The 20,292-nt window shown below is 36.6% G+C and carries 20 protein-coding genes and 1 pseudogene; 17 read left to right on the forward strand and 4 right to left on the reverse strand.

The window, feature by feature from the left end; translation table 11 throughout:
* Nucleotides 1–27 precede the first annotated feature (27 nt).
* Both EKM63_RS03920 and EKM63_RS03925 read right to left on the reverse strand, forming a co-directional pair.
* Nucleotides 28–576: an LURP-one-related/scramblase family protein gene (locus EKM63_RS03920; protein WP_125703919.1), complete on the reverse strand. Its 549-nt coding sequence runs from the start codon at nucleotides 574–576 to the stop codon at nucleotides 28–30.
* Entirely contained in the window at nucleotides 573–1,457 is an 885-nt protein-coding gene (locus EKM63_RS03925) for a Cof-type HAD-IIB family hydrolase (protein WP_125703921.1), read from the reverse strand. Before EKM63_RS03925 ends, EKM63_RS03920 begins: the two co-directional genes overlap by 4 nt.
* An 88-nt stretch (nucleotides 1,458–1,545) precedes the next feature.
* On the opposite strand from EKM63_RS03925, the gene EKM63_RS03930 reads away from it, so the two are divergent.
* Genes EKM63_RS03930 through EKM63_RS03945 form a run of 4 tightly spaced genes read left to right on the forward strand, consistent with a single transcriptional unit; the run spans nucleotide 1,546 to nucleotide 4,153 of the window.
* On the forward strand, nucleotides 1,546–2,238 hold the full coding sequence (locus EKM63_RS03930) for a uracil-DNA glycosylase (RefSeq protein ID WP_125703923.1): 693 nt from the start codon (nucleotides 1,546–1,548) through the stop codon (nucleotides 2,236–2,238).
* 2 nt (nucleotides 2,239–2,240) lie between these two features.
* On the forward strand, nucleotides 2,241–3,209 hold the full coding sequence (gene pta / locus EKM63_RS03935; protein WP_125703925.1) for a phosphate acetyltransferase: 969 nt from the start codon (nucleotides 2,241–2,243) through the stop codon (nucleotides 3,207–3,209).
* Nucleotides 3,210–3,230: 21 nt separating this feature from the next.
* Entirely contained in the window at nucleotides 3,231–3,692 is a 462-nt protein-coding gene (tsaE, locus tag EKM63_RS03940; protein WP_125703927.1) for a tRNA (adenosine(37)-N6)-threonylcarbamoyltransferase complex ATPase subunit type 1 TsaE, read from the forward strand.
* Entirely contained in the window at nucleotides 3,689–4,153 is a 465-nt protein-coding gene (locus tag EKM63_RS03945; RefSeq protein WP_125703929.1) for a GNAT family N-acetyltransferase, read from the forward strand. Before tsaE ends, EKM63_RS03945 begins: the two co-directional genes overlap by 4 nt.
* Here EKM63_RS03945 and EKM63_RS03950 read toward each other — a convergent pair.
* Together EKM63_RS03950 and EKM63_RS03955 are read right to left on the reverse strand one after the other, a co-directional pair.
* Nucleotides 4,150–4,686: a 3'-5' exonuclease gene (locus EKM63_RS03950; RefSeq protein WP_125703931.1), complete on the reverse strand. Its 537-nt coding sequence runs from the start codon at nucleotides 4,684–4,686 to the stop codon at nucleotides 4,150–4,152. The two genes, EKM63_RS03945 and EKM63_RS03950, sit on opposite strands and share 4 nt — an antisense overlap.
* A 1-nt stretch (nucleotide 4,687) precedes the next feature.
* Nucleotides 4,688–5,449 (reverse strand): exodeoxyribonuclease III, encoded by a 762-nt coding sequence (locus EKM63_RS03955; RefSeq protein WP_125703933.1) that lies wholly within the window; start codon nucleotides 5,447–5,449, stop codon nucleotides 4,688–4,690.
* 109 nt (nucleotides 5,450–5,558) lie between these two features.
* Between EKM63_RS03955 and murB the strand changes: the two genes are divergently transcribed.
* The 13 genes and pseudogenes from murB (at nucleotide 5,559) to EKM63_RS11420 (ending at nucleotide 20,292) form a co-directional block, all read left to right on the forward strand.
* Nucleotides 5,559–6,482, forward strand: coding sequence for a UDP-N-acetylmuramate dehydrogenase (murB, locus tag EKM63_RS03960; protein WP_125703935.1), 924 nt, complete (start codon nucleotides 5,559–5,561; stop codon nucleotides 6,480–6,482).
* Nucleotides 6,469–8,601: a cation:proton antiporter gene (locus EKM63_RS03965; protein WP_125703938.1), complete on the forward strand. Its 2,133-nt coding sequence runs from the start codon at nucleotides 6,469–6,471 to the stop codon at nucleotides 8,599–8,601. Before murB ends, EKM63_RS03965 begins: the two co-directional genes overlap by 14 nt.
* An 80-nt stretch (nucleotides 8,602–8,681) precedes the next feature.
* Nucleotides 8,682–9,551, forward strand: a complete 870-nt coding sequence (cdaA, locus tag EKM63_RS03970; protein WP_125703940.1) for a diadenylate cyclase CdaA — start codon at nucleotides 8,682–8,684, stop codon at nucleotides 9,549–9,551.
* The gene (locus tag EKM63_RS03975; protein ID WP_125703942.1) at nucleotides 9,529–10,611 is read left to right on the forward strand and encodes a CdaR family protein; all 1,083 of its coding nucleotides are present in this window, start codon (nucleotides 9,529–9,531) and stop codon (nucleotides 10,609–10,611) included. The genes cdaA and EKM63_RS03975 overlap by 23 nt, the downstream gene beginning before the upstream one ends.
* A 20-nt stretch (nucleotides 10,612–10,631) precedes the next feature.
* A complete protein-coding gene (gene glmM / locus EKM63_RS03980) occupies nucleotides 10,632–11,987 on the forward strand; it encodes a phosphoglucosamine mutase (RefSeq protein WP_125703944.1) in 1,356 nt (451 codons plus the stop codon).
* A 230-nt stretch (nucleotides 11,988–12,217) separates the two neighbouring features.
* A complete protein-coding gene (gene glmS, locus EKM63_RS03985; protein WP_125703946.1) occupies nucleotides 12,218–14,029 on the forward strand; it encodes a glutamine--fructose-6-phosphate transaminase (isomerizing) in 1,812 nt (603 codons plus the stop codon).
* A gap of 258 nt (nucleotides 14,030–14,287) precedes the next feature.
* On the forward strand, nucleotides 14,288–15,001 hold the full coding sequence (locus EKM63_RS03990) for a hypothetical protein (protein WP_125703947.1): 714 nt from the start codon (nucleotides 14,288–14,290) through the stop codon (nucleotides 14,999–15,001).
* Between the two features lie 329 nt (nucleotides 15,002–15,330).
* Nucleotides 15,331–16,932: an APC family permease gene (locus tag EKM63_RS03995; RefSeq protein WP_318530629.1), complete on the forward strand. Its 1,602-nt coding sequence runs from the start codon at nucleotides 15,331–15,333 to the stop codon at nucleotides 16,930–16,932.
* Nucleotides 16,925–17,465 (forward strand): annotated as a pseudogene (locus EKM63_RS04000) (VanZ family protein). Before EKM63_RS03995 ends, EKM63_RS04000 begins: the two are co-directional and overlap by 8 nt.
* 66 nt (nucleotides 17,466–17,531) lie before the next feature.
* Nucleotides 17,532–18,266 (forward strand): YebC/PmpR family DNA-binding transcriptional regulator, encoded by a 735-nt coding sequence (locus tag EKM63_RS04005; protein ID WP_125703951.1) that lies wholly within the window; start codon nucleotides 17,532–17,534, stop codon nucleotides 18,264–18,266.
* A 78-nt stretch (nucleotides 18,267–18,344) separates the two neighbouring features.
* Entirely contained in the window at nucleotides 18,345–19,313 is a 969-nt protein-coding gene (gene comGA, locus EKM63_RS04010; protein ID WP_125703953.1) for a competence type IV pilus ATPase ComGA, read from the forward strand.
* Nucleotides 19,279–19,905, forward strand: a complete 627-nt coding sequence (locus tag EKM63_RS11415; protein ID WP_225418250.1) for a type II secretion system F family protein — start codon at nucleotides 19,279–19,281, stop codon at nucleotides 19,903–19,905. The genes comGA and EKM63_RS11415 overlap by 35 nt, the downstream gene beginning before the upstream one ends.
* Before the next feature lie 6 nt (nucleotides 19,906–19,911).
* Nucleotides 19,912–20,292, forward strand: coding sequence for a type II secretion system F family protein (locus EKM63_RS11420; protein WP_225418251.1), 381 nt, complete (start codon nucleotides 19,912–19,914; stop codon nucleotides 20,290–20,292).

Consider the following 20,292-nt stretch of genomic DNA (forward strand, 5'->3'; position numbering starts at 1 on the left):
AAATGCTAAGAACTCAAATTTTGAGTCTTAGCATTTTTTGTTTATTTTAAAGTTTAAAAACGATAACTTAGATTTTGATTGTAATTCAGTTAATTTGTCATCCGGTTGTAGTCCAGGCATCTTAATGTATTTATCTAAGAATATTGCTATCAATGTTCCAACTTCTAAATCTTCAATATTTTTGATTTTCAGTTGAAGGCCCTGATTACCCAAACTCAAAATGGTGGGCGTAACTTCCATAATGACCTCACGGTTCTTTTTAACGTGATATTCAGAAAGAGGCAAGTTGCCAACGATATTCCAATTGATGATGCCAAGATGAACATATTTAACATCTAACATTGGGATGGCATTTATAGTGGCAATTTCTTTGCCTTCTTTTTCAATTGAAAAGATCCGCAGAAAACTATTTTTCAGCTTTATCTCAGCAATCTTTTGGTTTAGTCGATTGAATAATTGAATCTGAAATGGATCATTTTTGTCTCGTGAGGCTATAAAGACGGTCTCTTTATTCTGGTTTGAAACTACCATGATGCTACCAGAAATCAGATCAGCCTTGCGTATGTATAAGTTCATTCGCAATTACCTACGGTATTATTTTTTTTGATTACTTCTTCGATAACTTTAGCAACTCCATCGTTGACGTTGGTGTCAGCGTGTTGGTCAGCAATTTCAGAAATCTCAGGAACGGCATTTGCCATAGCAACTCCGATTCCGGCGGCTTTTATCATTGAATAATCGTTTAAGTTATCGCCGATTGCCATAGTTTCTTCGGGCTTTACACCTTTTGATTTTGCATATTCCATCAGAGCGATGCCCTTTTGAGCATCTACACTGTTGATTTCAACGTTGTTTGGTGAAGAGGATGTTACAACAATGTCTTTGTCTTTACTTAATTCCGCTTTTAATGGTCCGAAGACTTCATCTTGTCGACTATCAAAAACTAGAAATTTCATTAATTTATATTCAGGATTATCCAAAATTTCGTTTAAGTCGTCAATGAAAATGGTCTGGGAATGTTTAACTTTTTCCTTAGTATCTGTTAGTGCTTGTTCATATGTCGTATTTGGATTGAGGATATGTAACAATTCAGCGAGACTGCTGACACTTTTTTCTTCGCTATTTGAAAAAATTCCCTTATCAGTGATAAGCTCGAAATACAGATCATTTGCCTTCAGATAATCAGAAATTGTTTTGACACTCTTCCTGGAAATGGGATTACTCGAAATAAGTTCTTCATCTTGGTTGTATACTTCGGCACCATTCAAAGTTATATATCCAGGATGAACTTCGTTTCTTAAAAATGGCTTAGCTTCGGATAGTCCTCGACCTGAAGCAATGAGAAAATCTATCCCATTGGCTGTTGCTTCATTTATAGCATCGATATTACGTGATGAGACTTCCATTTTATCGTTCAAGAGAGTTCCATCCATGTCTGATGCGATAATTTTGATCATAAAATAAAACCTCCAATGAGTTATGCTTATAATTGCATATTAACATATTTCTATTGAAAAAATTACATTAGTTAGGTGGGTGTATCAAGTGAAAACATTGATTCAAAATGACTGGCAGGATGTCTTGAAAGACCAGTTTGAACAAGAATATTATCATAAATTACACAATTTTTTGAAGGAAGAATACGAAACTCAAACAATCTACCCAAATATGTATAATATTTTTCAAGCATTCCAATGGACTTCATACGCTGATGCTAAGGTAGTTATCTTGGGACAGGATCCTTATCACGAGCCACATCAGGCAATTGGTTGCAGTTTTGCTGTGGAGCCAGGAGTTCGAGTTCCACCATCTTTAAAAAATATTTATAAAGAGTTGGAATCTGATGAGGGATGTACACCAGTGAATCATGGTTATCTAAAAGCTTGGGCAGATCAAGGAGTTTTACTTTTAAATTCAGTTTTGACTGTCAGAAAGGGTCAAGCATATTCACATCGTGGTAAAGGTTGGGAACAATTGACTGACTATGCAATTTCAGCTTTGTCCAAAAAAGGTGGAGTTGTATTTATACTTTGGGGAAACGCTGCCAAGAGTAAATCATCGTTGATAGACCAGTCTAAGAACACAATTATTAGCTCCCCACATCCAAGTCCATTGTCGGCATATCATGGATTTTTTGGAACAAAACCATTTTCTCGCACAAATGAAGCGCTTTTATCTTATAATGAAAGGGTAATCAATTGGCAATTACCAACGGTTGTCGATGAAATGGAGGAATGAAAATGGATTTATTTGAAAGTTTAAAGAACAAAATTGATGGGAAGAATTTAACAATAGTTTTCCCAGAAGGTAACGAGCCAAGAATTTTGAACGCTGCTGTAAAACTAAACAGTGCCAAAATTTTAAAACCTATCTTAATTGGTAACAAGGAAGATATTACTAAGGTAGCTGGCGACAATTCGTTAGACTTGGGAGATATTCAAATTATCGATCCAAATGAATACTCAGAATTCGATGATATGGTAGATGCCTTTGTAGAACGTCGTAAAGGTAAGAATACTAAAGAACAAGCTGAAACAATGCTTAAAGATAACAATTATTTCGGAACAATGTTAGTCTATCAAGATAAAGCTAACGGTATGGTTTCTGGTGCGATCCATTCAACTGGTGACACCGTGCGTCCTGCTTTACAAATTGTTAAGACTGCACCAGGTAATTCAAGAATCAGTGGAGCCTTCGTTCTTCAAAAGGGTGACCAAAGATACTTGTTCTCAGACTGTGCGATCAACATCAATCCTAATGCTCAAGAATTGGGAGAAATCGCTGTTCAAGCTGCTAAGTCTGCACCACTATTTGACATTGACCCTAAAGTTGCAATGTTGAGCTTTTCAACAATGGGTAGTGCCAAGAGTGATGAAGTTACTAAGGTAGCCGAAGCAACAAAAGTTGCACAAAAATTAGCACCTGAAATTCCTATCGATGGTGAATTACAGTTTGATGCCGCACTCGTTCCTTCAGTTGGTAACCAAAAAGCACCTGATTCAAAAGTTGCTGGTAATGCAAATGTTTTCGTATTCCCAGAACTTGAAGCCGGAAATATTGGTTACAAGATTGCTCAAAGATTCGGTGGATACGACGCCGTAGGACCTATTCTATTAGGACTCGACAAACCAATCTCTGATCTTTCACGTGGATGTAACGCTGATGATGTATTCAAGTTGTCAATTTTAACTGCTGCACTTGCACTTTAATTTTAAATTTTGAGGTCGAACATGCTCGAATATCATTTAACAACACATTCTTATTCTGAAACTGAAGATTTTGGAAACAAATTCTCAACACTGATCCAGCCAGGTGATGTAATCTTATTAAACGGCGATTTAGGAGTCGGTAAGACTACATTCACACGTGGCTTGGCTCGTGGTCTGGGAATCAAGAAAAACGTCAAGAGTCCAACTTTTACCCTGATACGCGAGTATCAAGATGGAAAACTACCACTTTATCATATGGACGCTTATCGTTTGGAAAATAATCCGGATGAAGATTTAGGTTTCGATGAATATTTTCATGGTAATGGTGTGACCGTGGTCGAATGGCCTCAGTTTATTAAAGATGAGGTTCCTGAGGATCACATTTCTGTCAATATAAAGCGCGCTGGTGAAGATGATAGAGATATCACTATTAAGTTACACGGTGATAAATATTCATCTCGTGATTTTGGAGGCATTGTATGAGTGACCAATTGACTATTCGTGAAGCTATTCCTGACGATTCAGAAATGTTGATCGATTTTTTGAATAGAGTTAGTGATCAGAGTGATTTTATCGAGCATGATTCAATTAAAAATTTATCTGTTGAACAAGAACGTGAGTCTTTAGATGAAATATACGAATCAGAGTTGGATGAATTGATGATAGCTATATTTGAGAATCAGATAATCGGATTCAGTCGTTTAGAAAAAATCGACAAGGCGAGTTCTGAATTTGGAATCGTAGTTGATAAAGACTTTTGGCATCAGGGTATTGGCTCATATCTAACGGAGGAAATGTTAGAATGGTCGAAATCGGCACCAATAAAAAAAGTTACTTTAGAAGTGTATAAAAATAACCCAGCAGCGATCCAACTTTATAAAAAGTATGGATTCACTACTAGGTCACGTAGTAAAAAGACTCAAATAATGGAAAAGATGGTCTAGCTAGTTAGCTTGACCATCTTTTTTAGTTGCTCGCTACCAAATTGTTGTTCAGTTTTGAGAAGTATTTCAGCACAGGCAATACTATCGGCGAGTGCATTGTGATGATGCTTTAGTTGAATATCCAGACTTCTAGAAACTGTATCTAATTTGTGATTAGGCATTTCCGGATAGAACTTGCGACTAGTCCGAACGGTATCGATAGTTAAGAATTTTGGAGGATAAATTCCGTAATTACTTAATGTGCTTTTTAAAACGTTGTTATCGAAACTGGCATTATGTGCAGCCACAAGATGTGAGCTGTCAAAAAGTGTTTCGATATGTGGCCATACAAGGTCAAATGTTGGTGCATCTTGGACATCACGTGGCGTGATGTGATGGATTTGGATATTACGTGGACTGAAATTTTCTTGAGGATTGATCAAAGTATAAAAACTGTCCACGATTTTACTATCTCGAACAAGTACTAAAGCTAATGAGCAGGCACTGGTCCGGTGGCCATTGGCAGTCTCGAAATCCATTGATACGAAATTCATATTATTCACCTTCTGTATTTAAATCTATTTCAACAGGACAGTGATCAGAACCAAAGACATCGTTTAGAATATCAGCGTTCTTGATCATTGACTTGCCATTATCGGATACGACAAAGTAGTCGATTCTCCATCCAGCGTTATTCTTACGTGCATTAAATCTATAACTCCACCAAGAATATTTAACTTCATCAGGATGTAAGTATCTAAAGCTATCGACGAATCCGGCATCTAATAGTTCTCCAAATTTTGCTCTTTCTTGATCAGAAAAGCCAGGATTTTGATGGTTAGTTTTATCATTCTTGATATCTATTTCTTCGTGAGCAACATTTAAATCCCCACATAGTAGGACAGGTTTCTTTTCTGAGAGTGATTTTAAATGTTTTCTCATTGCGTCGTCATAACTCATTCTGAAATCGAGTCGTTTTAATTTTTGCTGAGAATTGGGTGTATAACTATTGACCAAATAGAAATCAGGATACTCTAGCGTTATTGTGCGACCTTCGTGATCTAATTCGTCGACACCTAGGTTGTAAGTTACTTTGATGGGTTCAGTTTTTGAAAATACTGCTGTACCTGAGTAACCTTTACGGTCAGCGTAGTTGAAGTATTGATGGTAACCTTCTAGTTCTAGATCAATTTGTCCCTCTTGTAATTTGGTTTCTTGGATACTAAAAATATCAGCATCCAAATCATCAAATATTTGTTTAAAATCTTTTTTTACAACGGCTCTAAGTCCGTTTACGTTCCACGAAATGAGTTTCATAATAGCCTCCGACCAATTATAGCATTCTAGTATGCTCGATTATTCGTTATGTTACATAGTCTATGATAAAATTAGTAATAGCTTATGTACACAAAAAGGATGATGTAACTTGAACTTTCCAACAGATAAATTACCTAATATTGAATTCAAAAATGATGAACCATTAAGTAAATATACTTTCACTAAAACTGGAGGAAACGCCGACACCTTGGCATTTCCTAAGACTCGTGAAGAATTAGTTCAAATAGTAAATACTGCTCGAGAAAATAATGTAAAAATCACTATTATTGGTAATGCTAGCAACCTAATTATCAAAGATGGTGGCATTCGAGGCGTTGTAATAATTTTGCCAAACTTCAATAAGATAGAAGTCAATGGTAATCAAGTGACAGCTGAGGCTGGAGCAACTATTATTGATACGACCATAGCTGCACAAAAAGCTGGGTTGACTGGTATAGAATTTGCTGCCGGTATCCCTGGAAGTGTAGGTGGGGCTGTATTCATGAACGCCGGTGCATACGGTGGTGAAATCACGAACGCTTTTCTATCTGCAGAAGTATTGTTACCAGACGGAAAAATTCGTACATTTACTCATGAACAAATGGACTTTTCATATCGTCACAGTGTCATTCAAGAGAATGGTGGAATCGTCATTTCTGGAACTTTCCAACTAAAACCAGGTGACAAAGAACAGATTCAAGACGAAATGGACCGCTTAAACGCTTTGAGACGTTCGAAGCAACCACTTGAATACCCAAGCTGCGGGAGTGTATTCAAACGTCCTACAGGCCACTTCACAGGTCCTCTGATCATCAAAGCAGGATTGCAGGGACACATTATCGGTGGAGCACAAGTTTCAATGAAACACGCAGGATTTATCGTTAACATAAATCATGCAACAGCAACTGATTATATGGATTTGATACATCTGATCCAAAAAACAATAAAAAAAGATTTCGACATCGATCTACAAACCGAAGTACGGATCATAGGCGATGATACAAAGGTGGGTGAAGTCAGTGCAAATAGTTGAAACAATCATTCTGATTATTTCATTGTTGATCGTGGCCAACATAATTAGCCACTATTTCGTTTCTATACCAGCCAGTCTGATTCAAATTGTTGCGGGCGTTATTGCAGCAATGACTCTTAATGTAAAAATTATGGTCAATACAGAATGGTTTTTATTAGTGTTTATTGCACCGATTCTTTTTAATGATGGGAACAGATTTCCCAAGAAAGAATTGTGGAAATTAAAGGGTCCAATTATGGGTAATGCGATTATTTTGGTAATCGTTTCGACGGTCGTTGGTGGAGCATTAGTGAAATGGTTGGTCCCAAGTTTGCCTTGGGCTACCGCATTCACATTAGTTGCTGTTCTATCTCCAACTGATCCGATTGCCGTTCAATCAATCGCTAAAAAGGCTAAATTACCTGATAAATTAATGCATCTGATCAGTGGTGAAAGTTTGATCAACGATGCATCTGGTTTGATTTGCTTCAAATATGCTGTTGCTGCCACTGTAACAGGGGTATTTTCGCTTCGTAGTGCAACTCTAGACTTCTTCTATATAGCAATCGTTGGTGCACTTGCCGGAGCTGTTATGATTTGGATATTCAATGGTGTAAGACTTTATTTGATCAACCAAGGTGTTGATGATTCGATTCTTCATGCTATTATTCAAATTTTGATTCCATTTATTATCTACTATATTGCCGAAGATCTATTACATGTATCAGGTGTTGTAGCTGTTGTTATTGCTGGTATTTTGAATATTTCGTCTAGCAGAACAACTGGTGCATTCAGTCCAGAAATCAGACTGGTTTCTTCACGTACTTGGGACATGCTAGTTTACCTTTTGAATGGATTTGTGTTCGTTCTTTTAGGTATCGAGATTCCTTTCGCGATGGAAGAATTGATCCATAACGATAACATGAATACTTTCAAGGCGCTTGGTTTTGCTTTCGTTATTTGGGTCGCTTTAGTAGTCATTAGATTCATCTGGAGTTATTTCTATTCAACTTTCTTTGAAAGATCAGATAGAACTAACTTCAATCTTTTTTCTGGTACTAGATTTTATTACAGTTTAATGTCTGGTATTTCTGGAGTTCGTGGTGCGGTTACCATGGTCGGTGTATTGTCATTGCCATTCGTTACAAATAGCGGTGCCGCTTTCCCAGCCAGAACTTTGTTACTATTTATTGCTAGTGCTGTAATTATTTACAGTTTACTTGGAGCAACAATTTTGATTCCGTTGATTACCAAGAGTAGTGCACCAATCACATATCGTGGTAACTCAATAAATACCGATGAAGATCTTGATATAGATGATGAAGCTGATGATACAGAAGTCGTTTCGACTAAAACTGAATTAACTCCTAATGAAGCAAATAAAGTTGTCTTGGAAAAAACCATCAGTAAGTTACGTGCTGAAAATCTTGATAACAGAGATATGGTTTATACAACAGTCATTGCTGAATATGTATTTAATTTGCATAATCTACAACTAAAGTCTAATGGACCAGATCCAATCAGCAAGAAGCGTATCAAAGGTAAAAAAGATGCTGAGTTATGGGATGTTTGTTTCAATTGTGAATTAGAAGCAGTCGAAGAGCTTTATGACAACAAGAAAATTTCTGAAGATGGTTATGATACGGCCGTTAAGAAAATTGAAAAGTATAAAAAAGGACTAGTCAAGAAAAGATACAATCAAACAACTGAGTTCTTTATTGCTTACTTCCGTAGAACGATTCGTGAGTTAACACGATTTATTCATCTACCATTTGTCAAACAGGAAGAAGTTATTCAATATAACCACGAAGCTGTAATTGCTTCTGTTGCTGGAGCAAAACGTGCTCTCGAAAAACTCCGTGAGCTAGAAGAAAATGATGGCGAGATGGCATATGACAATCTGTTATATGTTTTCCAAAGACATTATGAAGAAAGATTGGAATTACTACAGGGTAAACGTCGTAACCATTCTGAGAAATTCAATGTTGAGAGAATCAATCTCGAAGTCAATGCTCTAAGCTATCAAAGAGCCTATGTTCAGGATCTATTGGAGCAAGGTAAAATTAGTCGTGTGACTGCCAATAATCTTCGGAAAAATATCAATTATAGTGAAGAAGTTATTAATTTCGATATACAATAAGATTATATAGACCTTTAAATAGGCTTTTATAATACTAATTGTTTGCTATAATTGATTTCGAGCTAAGAGGGGTAAAAATTATGAATTTTATACCAAGCAATATTTTTACATTGCAAAACCTTGCGAATTTAGCTGACATTTTGGTAGTTTGGTATGTTCTATATAAGGTACTTTCGATGATCCGTGGGACTAAGGCGGTTCAGTTACTAAAAGGTATCGTTGTCATCTTTCTAATTAAAATAATCAGTTGGGCATTGAACCTGCATACTGTCTCGTTCTTGATGGATCAACTTATCAACTGGGGAGTAATTATTATCGTAGTTATTTTCCAGCCAGAAATTAGACGTGGCTTGGAGCATTTAGGTCGAATGCCATTTTTCAGTACTAATAGTAACGAGGAAGGTAAGACTAAGAATCACTTGATTGAAAGTCTTGACCAAGCTATTCAGTATATGAGTAAGCGTAGAATTGGTGCCCTGATCACTTTAGAAATGAATACTGGTCTTGAAGAATATGTCGAAACTGGTATTGATTTGGATGCTGAAGTAACTGGTGCATTATTAATTAATATTTTCATTCCGAATACGCCCCTGCATGATGGGGCAGTAATTATTCGAAAAAATCGCATTGCTGTAGCGGCAGCTTATCTGCCACTATCAGAGAGTAATACGATTCCAAAGGAACTGGGTACTAGACATAGAGCTGCAGTTGGTATCAGTGAGGTTACTGATTCAATTACTATCGTAGTTTCAGAGGAAACAGGTGGTGTCATGATAACCAAGAATGGTCACATGATGCTGGACTTATCTCGTGAGGACTATTTGAAATACTTGAAGGCTCAACTTTCAGAATCTACCGAGGACAATAATCGTTCTATTTTAGACATGATTACTTTGAGAAACCGGAAGAAGAGGGGGAAGCATAAGAATGATGAAGAAGATAGTAAATAGTAACTATTTCTATGCCTTTATTTCACTTTGTGCCGCTCTTTGGCTTTTCATAAGTGTAAGTTCCCCCGGCGTGGGCTCAACTAGAGATTCAAATCAATCAAGTCAATCGACTGCAACAACTAAGGCAACCATGACTGTTCCGTTGACCATTCAAGCCAATACTGATAGTTACTATATTACTGGCTATCCATCTACCGTAAAAATTACGATTGAGGGACCTTCGGCGTTAGTAACTGCCACAAAGAACACACAAAACTTTAGTTTATATTTGGACTTGAAAAAATATTTGCCAGGTAAGCACAAAGTTAGGATCCAACAGAATGGTTTGAATTCTGAATTGACTTATACTATTAAGCCTAAGTACGTGAATGTAAACATTCAGAAACGACAATCTAAGTCATTTCCAGTAAATGTTTCGTACAGCAAGAGTTCACTAGCATCAGGATATGAGGCAAGTAAGCCAAGTGTTTCTCCTGATACTGTTCGTGTTACTGGATCAGCAGCTGATATTAAAAAAATCGATAAATTAGTCGTTAAACCGATTTTGCCAAAAGGTATAAAGAATACGTTTGATCAGGAAGTTCTGGTCCAAGCGTTGGATAAAAAAGGTAAGACTCTGAACGTTACACTTGAGCCACAGACGGTTCATGTTAAGATACCGATCAGTTTACCGAGTAAGAAGGTCAGCATAAATTTTACCCAAAAGGGGAGCTCCCCATCAGGGATGAGTTACTCCTTTGATGGCGACATTGATTCCGTAACAGTTTATGGTACTCAAGGTCAGCTGGATAAAATTGGTAATTCGATCGAACTTCCAGTCGACGTAACTGGTATTACTGACGAAACTAAGCGTAATATTAATATTGCTGATGCACTTAGAGGACAGATAACTTCTTCAGATCCACAGATGGTGATAGTTTCTATTTCAGTTCGTGGTTCTAGTGGAAGTGGAAGTTCTTCTAACAATAATAATTCAAGCAATAATACATCAAGTGATAATAATAACGATAATGAAGATTCAACAAATAACAATAATGATGAAAACAACGACGCAGATTAAACGTTGGGGGTAGTGTATTTATGACAAAATATTTTGGAACAGACGGTGTTAGGGGAATTGCTAACAAAGAGCTTAAACCCGAATTAGCTTTTAAATTGGGACGTGCTGGTGGTTATGTACTAACTAAGCATTCTCAAAATGAAAATAGCCGTCCACGTGTGTTAGTTGCACGTGACACACGAATTTCAGGACAAATGTTACAAGACAGTTTGATTTCTGGACTTTTATCAGTAGGTATCGAAGTTTTGAACTTGAAGGTAGTTACAACACCAGCTGTAGCCTATTTAGTTAGAGCTGTATCAGCAGATGCCGGTATTATGATTTCTGCATCACATAATCCAGCTTCAGATAATGGTATCAAGTTCTTCGGTTCTGACGGATATAAGTTACCAGATGATGTTGAAGATGAAATTGAGGCACTCTTAGATGCCAAAGAAGATACTTTGCCAAGACCTTCTGCTGAAGGATTAGGTAGTGTTTCAGATTATCCTGAAGGTGCTCAAAAATATCTTCAATTCTTGAAGCAAACAATTTCTGATGATTTAAGTGGTATGAATATTGTTTTGGATACAGCAAATGGTTCAACAAGTCGTTTAGCAAGTACATTATTTGCCGACCTAAATGCTGACTTTGACATCATGGCCTCACATCCAGATGGTATCAATATCAATGATCACGTTGGATCAACACATCCTGAGCAATTAGCAGCAAAGGTCAAAGATTCAGATGCTATTGCCGGATTGGCTTTTGACGGTGATGGTGACCGCTGTATTGCTGTAGATGAAAATGGAAATATCATTGATGGTGATAAGATCATGTTCATCTTAGGTAAATATATGCATGATGGTGGCCGTTTGAAGAAAGATACTATTGTTACAACAGTTATGAGCAATATGGGATTATATAAAGCAATCGAAGCTAACGATATGAAGTATGTTCAGACAGCTGTTGGTGACCGTCATGTTGTTGAGGAAATCAGAGAAAATAACTATAACATTGGTGGCGAACAATCTGGTCACGTTGTTTTATTTGAATATATGAATACTGGTGATGGAATGTTGACAGGTATCCATCTACTTCATGTTATGAAAGAAACTGGAAAAAGTTTATCAGAATTAGCCGAACCAGTGAAAATTTATCCACAAAGATTGATCAATGTTCCAGTTAGTGACAAGAACAACTGGAAGGACCATCAAGACATCGTAGATGCTATTAAATTAGTAGAAGCAGAGATGGATGGAGACGGTCGTGTGTTGGTTCGTCCTAGCGGAACTGAATCATTATTACGTGTAATGTGCGAAGCTGCAACTGAGGAAAAAGTGAACACATTTACAGAACGTATTGCAGACGTAGTTAAAAAAGATATGGGTGTTTAATTAAGAGATTGGCAAAAGCCAATCTCTTTTTTTATTCGGTTTATACCAATACCGATATCGGTCTGTACCATATGTACCATTCTCGTTATTTTTTTAACAAATATTAATAAATAGTTGACATAATACCGTTACATTAGTAAAGTTGTAATTGTTCTAAAAAGATATAGGCAGTAAACAGACCTATACCAATATTAAAGAATAAACTATACCAGTATAGGAGATCTATAATTATGTGCGGAATTGTTGGAGTAGTTGGTAACGATAATACAACTAACATCTTATTAAATGGACTTGAAAAACTAGAATATCGTGGCTATGATTCAGCCGGAATTTATGTAAATAATGAAAAAGGAAATGACTTCCTTGTAAAAGAAACAGGTAAAATCAGTGACCTTGAAAAAGAAGTTGGAAAAGACGTTCTTGGTGACATTGGTATTGGACACACACGTTGGGCAACTCATGGTGAACCATCAGTTGCTAATGCCCATCCTCACTATTCAGAAGATAACCGCTTCTATCTTGTTCACAATGGTGTTATTACAAACTATGCTGAACTTAAAGCAAAATATTTAAGTGACTTTAAATTTGTCAGTCAAACAGATACAGAAGTTGCCGTTCAATTGATCGACTACTTTGCTGTTAAAGAAGGTATGGAAACAGAAGCTGCCTTCAGAAAAGCACTTTCACTTATCGAAGGTTCATATGCCTTTGCTATGATCGACAAAGAAGAACCAGATCGTATCTTGGTTGCTAAGAACAAGAGTCCTTTACTTATTGGTTTAGGAAAAGGATTTAACGTAATTTGTTCAGATGCCTTTGCTATGCTAGACAGCACACATGATTTCGTTGAGATTCATGATGGTGAAGTTGTTATCTTGAAGAAAGATAGCGTTAATATCAGTACACTTGATGGTAAGAAAGTTACTCGTGATTCATACAGAGTTGAACTTGATGCCAGTGATATTTCAAAGGGTACATACGACACATTCATGTTGAAGGAAATTGATGAACAACCAGCTGTTATGAGAAAGATTTCATCACATTACTTTGACGGCAAGAAGATCAACGTTGATCAAAAGATGTTGAAAGACGTTGCTGATGCTGATCGTCTATATATCGTTGCTGCAGGTACAAGTTACCATGCTGCCTTAGTTGGTAAAGATATCTTTGAAAACTTAGCTGACGTTCCTGTTGACGTTGAATTAGCTAGTGAATTTGGTTACCATATGCCAAAACTTTCAAAGAAACCATTCTTTATCTTCCTATCACAAAGTGGTGAAACTGCTGATAGTAGACAAGTTCTTGTTAAAGTAAATGAACTTGGTTTCCACAGTTTGACTATGACAAATGTTCCTAACTCAACATTGTCACGTGAAGCTACATACACAATGGAACTATTAGCTGGACCAGAAATCGCCGTTGCTTCTACAAAGGCTTACACAGCAAACATCGCCGTTGAAGCTGTACTTGCTAAAGCTATGGGTGAATTGAAAGGTGTCAAAGCTGCTCAAGATCTTGATCTACAAGGACAATTGGCACTTGCTGCTAACGCTATCCAAACAATCGTTGATGAAAAAGATAAATTCAAGAAGATTGCTGATGACTACCTCAAAGGTAAGAATGATGCCTTCTATATTGGACGTGGTATCGACTTCGCACTTTCACTAGAAGCTGCCTTGAAACTCAAAGAGATTTCATACATTCACTCAGAAGGATTTGCTGCCGGTGAATTGAAACACGGTACTATCTCATTGATCGAAAAAGACACTCCAGTCTTCGCATATATCAATGATGGTGTCGGTGCGGCTCATACACGTGGTAACATCCAAGAAGTTGCTGCTCGTGGAGCCCACGTATTAGTTATTGCAAGCAAGCAATATGCTGAAAAGGGTGACCAAGTTATCATCCCTGAAATCAACGAAATGATTTCACCTATCGTCAGTGTTGTTCCTGCACAATTGATTGCATACTATGCAAGTTTGGCTCGTGGAAACAACGTTGATCAACCTCGTAATCTCGCTAAGAGTGTTACCGTTGAATAATTATTCTTTAAAATAGTTCTTCCTCAAAAGAACAAAAAGATGACATATACGGAAAGTGTCATCTTTTTTTGTGCTTAAATTTATACCGCGTGAGTTGGTTAAAGCTGCAGTTATTAAATATGGCAGAGTTGTGCATGCAATAAATTATTGATATATTTATTTTTTGAAATAAATAATTATAGCCACTGGATGACACTACTTCTAATGAAATTCAGAAGTTAAGCGGCTGTTGAATAAACATGGTGAGAGGTACATTGAGTGGAATCTGATAAATGGTCGCCTTTAAAGGCATATCCTATGAAAAATAACGGTCCAAATTATTTAATTGAGTTACAGGATGGTCGATGTTTTATTGTAAACAACTTTTCACCAAGATACGGCTTTTACAACTTTCTTCTTCCAGTAAACACGCGGGTGTTGAAAGAAGTGAGTCCAGTACTTGTTGATAAACTTCGACAAGAAAAGCCTACAAGCATATCTGGAATTGCTGTAATAGGTTTAGCAATTATTATTGCTCTGGGTTATTTCACTGATTTAAACGTAATGTTAGAGAATGCGTTCTCATACTTTTTTGGCATTTGGGGAGCAATTCTAGTTGGCATTATTCTTTCATTTGCGATTATACGTTTGTCTGAACTGTATCAGGCGCACAAGATTCCTATGATCAATAAGTTTCCAAACACACATCGAATCAAAATAAAAACAAATGCTTTTATGGTAAATATACTACTAATGGTGTTTTGTTATGGCTTTACTTACATAGTGTTCATTCCCATACCTTATATGTATTGGATCTTCATGTTTCCGCTGTTTGGTACTCTCTTTTATGGGCCATTTCCCAAACTAACTTTTAAGCGTGTTCGACAATCTTATAATTATATGGCATATACAAAAAATGCCGGTGAAACCGAAAATATTGACCCAGATGAAGAGAACTCATCACTTTGTAAAGATTTAGAAAGAATATCATGAGAAAAAGAAACGACATAATAGATTAGAAGGTTAGTGATATGAAGATTTGAACTTAGCGATAATCTGTAATTGTGACTATTTTTTTAAAAACCTACATATTGTGTATAAAAAGATGACACCTACGGAAAGTGTCATCTTTTTTTGTGCCAAAAAAGTATAAATTTTTTTCAACTCTTTTTGTGATAACGCTAACAAAGTTATATAATATATGAGTAATATTACTTATGGGATTAGGTAATCTATTAGAAAGATTTTTTTAATAGTCAGGAGTCTCTTGAGGAAGAGGCTCCTTTTTGATTTAATAAATGGATTTGGGAAGGTCTGGAAACTTGAATAAAAAGAAGTTAGGATTATTTTCTACGGTCATGTTTGGCTTGAGTGCCATCATTGGATCAGGTTGGATGTTCGGTTCTGCACAAGCAGCAAAAGTTGCAGGACCAGCAGCCATCTTATCTTGGACCATCGGTGCCATCTTAGTATTTATTATCGCAATAGTTTATGTTGAAATCGGAACGATGTTCCCTGAGGATGGGGCGATGAGTAGATTTGCTATGTATACTCACGGTTCCCTTCTAGGTCATATTTCGTCTTGGGCAAATTGGTTATCACTATTGGCAATCATGCCGATCGAATCAGTTGCTTCTGTTCAATATATGAGTTCGTGGCCTTGGGAATGGGCAAAATGGACTGGAAGTTTAATGAATGGAGATCAACTTTCAGTAAGAGGTATTTTTGCAGCAACCATTATGTTGCTGGTTTTCATGTTTATCAATTTCTGGTCAGTTACGATTATGGCTAGATTCAACAATCTTGTTTCAATTTTCAAAATTTTCGTGCCAATTATCACTATGATTGCGCTGATCAGTGCTCATTTTGATTTTGGAAATATGGGAAGTAACATGCATGAGTTTATGCCAAATGGTACTTCATCAATATTCTTAGCTATCAGTAGTGCCGGTATTATTTTCTCTTATGTCGCATTCCAGACGGTTATCAATTTAGGTAATGATATCAAGAAACCACATATCAATATTCGCCGTGGGATCGTCATTTCACTATTTATCAGTGCTGTAATTTATATTTCATTACAGGTTGTCTTCATTGGCTCATTGCCACATTCACTTGTAGCAGCAGGTTGGAGTCACCTTAATTTCAACTCACCATATGCTGATTTAGCAATTATGCTGAATTTATATTGGCTTTCAACTTTGATTTACTTCACAGCTTTTGTTTCTCCATTTGGTAGTGGACTAGCATTCTCCGCTTCAGCAAGTAAATCATTGGCCTCAATGCCAAAAAATCGTCATATGCCGAAGTTTTTATCCAACACCAACAATCCATACGCATCACCAAGAATTGCCTTGTTGATTGATTTTATCGTTAGTTTCATCATGATTTTGATGTTCAAGAACTGGACCTTACTTTCTCGTGTTGTTTCAGCTACAACATTGATCTCACTTCTTACAGGACCAGTTGTTGCTGGTAGCTTGAGAAAAATGGCACCTAATTTCAAACGTCCAACTCGTGTCAGAGGGATGCAGATTTTAGCACCATTAGCTTTCTCATTGATCAGTTTGGCAATTTATTGGGCAATGTTCCCAACAACTGTAGAAGTTATTGCAATTATTATCATTGGTCTTCCTATCTATGTAGTCTTTGACTATCGTCGTGGATTCAAAGAATTGAAGCCAAAGATGTATGCAAGTTTATGGATCGTTTGTCATTTGATATTCTTATCTATAATATCCTGGTTAGGTAGTACCGACTTTGGTGGATTAGGAATTATCAGATATCCACTCGACTTTGTTATAATTTTAGTTGTCTCAGTTTTCGTATATTACTGGGCAATTCAATCATCGTATTACTCAACTTACTTTAAGGAAGCTAAGAAACTCAATTCCGAAATCAAATGGGAGCAAGAGGATGAATAAATCTCTTAAGCAAAAAGAAAAATGGTACTGGATAGTAGTTGCGGCCATTGAATTGGTATTATTTATCAGTTCATCCATGACTTACAAGCAACAAACTTCAGTACCTTTTTTGGAAAGACATTTAGGTTCTAGTAAACCAATGTTGGGATTTTTCAATCAAATAGGTTTTAACTATGGTGGAAAATTTCAGTCGATAAAAAATGATGGATATTACAATTTTGTCGAATTCTTTATTCGTAAAGGTGCACACTTTGGGACTTATTTTCTATTAGGATTATTTTTATGCTTGGCTTTATACACCATACTTTTATAAGAATAATTTTTTGAAAATATTTGTTCCATGGATGGCAGCAACTGGTCTGGCAGCCTTCGATGAATTCCATCAAGGATTGACAGGTGGGCGTTCTCCGTTAGTTGCCGACGTCATACTCGACAGCTTTGGAGCTTTAGTTGCAATATTAATAACTGTTTTAGTGGTTTTCTTGATAAAAAAACATAATAAAAAGCGACATCCATTCTCAATGGAGTATTGATATAACAGCCTATATTTGATATTATATTAGGCGGTTTACTAATAAAAGTGAAAGAAGGAAGCAGAAATGTCAGGACATTCAAAATGGCATAACATCCAGGGTAGAAAAAATGCCCAAGATTCTAAGCGTGGAAAGATTTTCCAAAAATTATCACGTGAACTATTCATGGCGGCAAAATCGGGTGGTGCCGATCCAGACAGTAATGCTGCCCTTCGTTTAATTGTAGATAAAGCTCGTGCAGCTAACATGCCTAAGGACAACATCAAACGTGCCTTAGATAAAGCCGAAGGTGGTAGTGAAGAACACTACGACGAAGTTACATATGAAGGCTATGCTCCAGGTGGAGTTGCAGTTTTAGTTGAAGCATTAACAGATAACAAGAACAGAACAGCTTCTTCAGTACGTGTTGCGTTTACTCGTAACGGAGGTAGCATGGGTTCATCAGGTTCTGTTGCTTACATGTTCGATCGTAAAGGATATATCGTTCTAGATCGTACAAAGAACACACAAGACGAAGATCAAGTATTGCTTGATATCATGGATCTTGGCGCAGATGACCTACAAACATCAGATGATGTTTATGAAATCTATACAGATGCAAAAGAATTTGCAGCTGTACGTGATGGATTAATTGAAAAAGGTTATGAGTTAGCTAACTCTGAATTAACAATGATTCCTCAAAATACAACACCAGTACCAGAGGACAAACAAGAACAATTTGAACACATGATCGATCAACTAGAAGACGACGATGATGTTTCAGAAGTTTATACAGCAGCAGCTGACGATGACGACGAATAATCGTGAATAAATAAAAGACCAGAAACTTTTAAAGTTTCTGGTCTTTTTTTGCGTAATTTTAAGAAAGGAGTGAAAAATATGACAGCAGAAACAATGGTTCAAAATTTATTAACTGAAGCATGTGCCAATCGGATTTCCGATATCTACTTTTTTCCGAAGAGGGAAATATACACGATTGAGGCTAAGAATAGTTTGACTGATTATGTAGTTGCCGAATTAAGTTACGATGAGACATTTTCAGTTATGAATTTCTTGAAGTTCAATAGTGGGTTAGATATATCAGAGAGACGAAGGGCACAAAAAGGTTCTTTTACCTATGTATATCACGGCACTGAGATTCACATTAGGATCTCGTCAGTCGGTGATTTCCTGGATCGAGAATCAATGGTCATTCGTCTGATTTATCCACAAGAGAATGTTTCGCAATCAGATGTTGATGTCCTGAATAAACTGATTCCAGTATCTAATCAAAAAGGGATGATGATTTTTTCGGGGCCGATGGGCTCAGGAAAAACTTCATTAATGTATTCGTTAGGTCGGCATCTGAGTCGCTACAAAAAAGTTATGTGTATTGAAGACCCCATCGAAATCGTTGAAGAAAGCTTTTTACAGTTGCAAGTTAACCAAGATACAGGGATGAGTTATGAAGAACTGATCAAGACCAGTTTGCGGCATCGTCCTGAGGTATTGATCATCGGTGAGATACGTGACAAACAGACTGCTCAACAAGCGGTTCAGGCAGCATTATGTGGTTATACAGTGATGACAACGATACATGGCAAATCCAAGTATTCGGTAATTCAGAGATTGCTGCAATTTGGCATTTCAGAGTTTGAAATCAAGAATGCTGTTAACTTGATAACCTATCAGAGGTTGATACCATTTGAAGAACGTTTACAGTTATTCGCAGATTTTCTCAATAATCATGCGATAGATGACTTCTTGAGAGATGGGACACCGGATAATCATTGGAGTGATATGTTAACAAATGCGCAAGAAAAAGGAATCATTAATGGAGAAGTTTTCCAAGAATTTATTCACGGGTAATAAAATTACTACCAAACAACAATCAGATTATTTGCTACTGATCGGCAAACTACTCCAAAATGGATTCTCATTGAATCAAGCAATCAAGTGTATGAGCTATTTGGACAAGTCACAGGATATATTTCAAAATATATATTCTGATTTGCAACAAGGATTGATGATCACCCAAGCTTTGAGACATCTAAAACTATCCCCGGTAATAGAAAATCAATTAGTGATATCGCAAATGAATGGTGGCTTACAAGGAACCATTGTTCAATGCGGAGCGATTTTAAAAGCTAAAGCCAAACAGCAATCTAAGTTGAAAGAATTAATGACTTATCTAGTATTTATACTCGGATTCTTGATCTTGATGATCATCGGGATGAAAGCCTTCATAATGCCACAATTTAGTAGTGGTGGAGATACGGCAATGCTGGATTTGATAGTTCGAGTTATTGCAATAGTTGTAGCAACACTAGTTTTTGGATTAGCAGGATTCATTTTTCATTTGAGGAGGAAAACAGAATATCAGCGAGCCCAGATACTTATAAAACTACCTGTAGTTGGTAAATGCTATCGAAGCTTTTATCAATTTTCCATTTTACAATGATGGGGAATGCAACTTTCAAATGGCTTATCATTACGAACGATTTGTTTGCAGAATCAAAAGTTTAAGTCAGGCTCGATCCAGAATGTTTTGGCAACGATGATATTGCAAGATTTGAACAAAGGAAAATCAATTCGAGAATATATCAAGCAAGAAAAACTTTTGCCAGTGGAGTTGGATATGATAATTTCACTCGGCGGAGGCATGTCAGAATTGTCACAAGATTTATTGTTAATGTCACAATTAAAATTTGAAGAAACACAACAATTATTGAAGAAGTTATTGAGAATGGTCCAGCCAATATTGTTTGGCGTAATTGCCATAGTCATATTGGTCACCTATCTGATGATACTTCTACCAGTCTATGGAATGATGAAAGGAATGAATTAA

This window comes from Companilactobacillus mishanensis, from assembly GCF_003946505.1.
GTDB classification, from domain to species: domain Bacteria; phylum Bacillota; class Bacilli; order Lactobacillales; family Lactobacillaceae; genus Companilactobacillus; species Companilactobacillus mishanensis.

What these genes read in the sequence shown, in the direction of transcription:
- EKM63_RS03920 (WP_125703919.1), bottom strand. Translation starts at nt 576, where the DNA reads ATGAACTTATACATACGCAAGGCTGATCTGATTTCTGGTAGCATCATG.
- EKM63_RS03925 (WP_125703921.1), bottom strand. Translation starts at nt 1,457, where the DNA reads ATGATCAAAATTATCGCATCAGACATGGATGGAACTCTCTTGAACGAT.
- pta (WP_125703925.1), top strand. Translation starts at nt 2,241, where the DNA reads ATGGATTTATTTGAAAGTTTAAAGAACAAAATTGATGGGAAGAATTTA.
- tsaE (WP_125703927.1), top strand. Translation starts at nt 3,231, where the DNA reads ATGCTCGAATATCATTTAACAACACATTCTTATTCTGAAACTGAAGAT.
- EKM63_RS03945 (WP_125703929.1), top strand. Translation starts at nt 3,689, where the DNA reads ATGAGTGACCAATTGACTATTCGTGAAGCTATTCCTGACGATTCAGAA.
- EKM63_RS03950 (WP_125703931.1), bottom strand. Translation starts at nt 4,686, where the DNA reads ATGAATTTCGTATCAATGGATTTCGAGACTGCCAATGGCCACCGGACC.
- EKM63_RS03955 (WP_125703933.1), bottom strand. Translation starts at nt 5,449, where the DNA reads ATGAAACTCATTTCGTGGAACGTAAACGGACTTAGAGCCGTTGTAAAA.
- cdaA (WP_125703940.1), top strand. Translation starts at nt 8,682, where the DNA reads ATGAATTTTATACCAAGCAATATTTTTACATTGCAAAACCTTGCGAAT.
- EKM63_RS03975 (WP_125703942.1), top strand. Translation starts at nt 9,529, where the DNA reads ATGATGAAGAAGATAGTAAATAGTAACTATTTCTATGCCTTTATTTCA.
- glmM (WP_125703944.1), top strand. Translation starts at nt 10,632, where the DNA reads ATGACAAAATATTTTGGAACAGACGGTGTTAGGGGAATTGCTAACAAA.
- glmS (WP_125703946.1), top strand. Translation starts at nt 12,218, where the DNA reads ATGTGCGGAATTGTTGGAGTAGTTGGTAACGATAATACAACTAACATC.
- EKM63_RS04005 (WP_125703951.1), top strand. Translation starts at nt 17,532, where the DNA reads ATGTCAGGACATTCAAAATGGCATAACATCCAGGGTAGAAAAAATGCC.
- comGA (WP_125703953.1), top strand. Translation starts at nt 18,345, where the DNA reads ATGACAGCAGAAACAATGGTTCAAAATTTATTAACTGAAGCATGTGCC.
- EKM63_RS11415 (WP_225418250.1), top strand. Translation starts at nt 19,279, where the DNA reads ATGGAGAAGTTTTCCAAGAATTTATTCACGGGTAATAAAATTACTACC.
- EKM63_RS11420 (WP_225418251.1), top strand. Translation starts at nt 19,912, where the DNA reads ATGCAACTTTCAAATGGCTTATCATTACGAACGATTTGTTTGCAGAAT.